At 59.0% G+C, this 478-nt stretch carries 1 protein-coding gene; it reads left to right on the top strand.

Annotated features, from left to right (window positions below):
* Positions 1-99 precede the first annotated feature (99 nt).
* A complete protein-coding gene (locus Q0908_RS20315) occupies positions 100-474 on the top strand; it encodes a hypothetical protein (RefSeq protein ID WP_299289118.1) in 375 nt (124 codons plus the stop codon).
* Positions 475-478: the final 4 nt, after the last annotated feature.

Below are 478 nucleotides of genomic sequence, written 5' to 3'. Positions count from 1 at the left end.
TGGACGCCTGAGCAGATCGGCAACCGAATGATCCATGAAGGTGCTGCGCTGCGCGTCTGCCAGGAGACGATCTACCGCTACATCTAGTCCAAAGAAGGTATGGCGCAGGAGCTATGGTGGTACCTGCCCGAGCATCGCAAGTCCCGCAGGCCACGTCGCGCCAGAAAGCGCCTGCCGCCGAAGTTTGATCGTGATGTCAGCATTCTGTTCCGCCCCGATGATGTCGCGCACCGCCGCCAGTTTGGTCACTGGGAGGGTGATTTGATGCTGTTCAAACAGAAGCTTGGGCAGACTGTCACATCTCTGGTCGAGCGTGTCAGCCGCGTCACAGTTCTGCTGAAGAACCCAAATAAGCGCACAAAGCCGGTCATGCACTGCCCGGCCGGCGATTGCGAAGCAATCTGCCGAGAGGGGCAAGATCATGAAAGCTGTCCGTGGGCTGCCCCACATCGCACGCCGTTCAATCACCTTTGACCGC

Source organism: uncultured Tateyamaria sp. (genome assembly GCF_947494755.1).
Taxonomy (GTDB): domain Bacteria; phylum Pseudomonadota; class Alphaproteobacteria; order Rhodobacterales; family Rhodobacteraceae; genus Tateyamaria.
Note: the sequence above shows the minus strand (reverse complement) of the source record. Positions and strands in the feature narration are given on the sequence as shown.

What these genes read in the sequence shown, in the direction of transcription:
- Q0908_RS20315 (WP_299289118.1), top strand. Translation starts at nt 100, where the DNA reads ATGGCGCAGGAGCTATGGTGGTACCTGCCCGAGCATCGCAAGTCCCGC.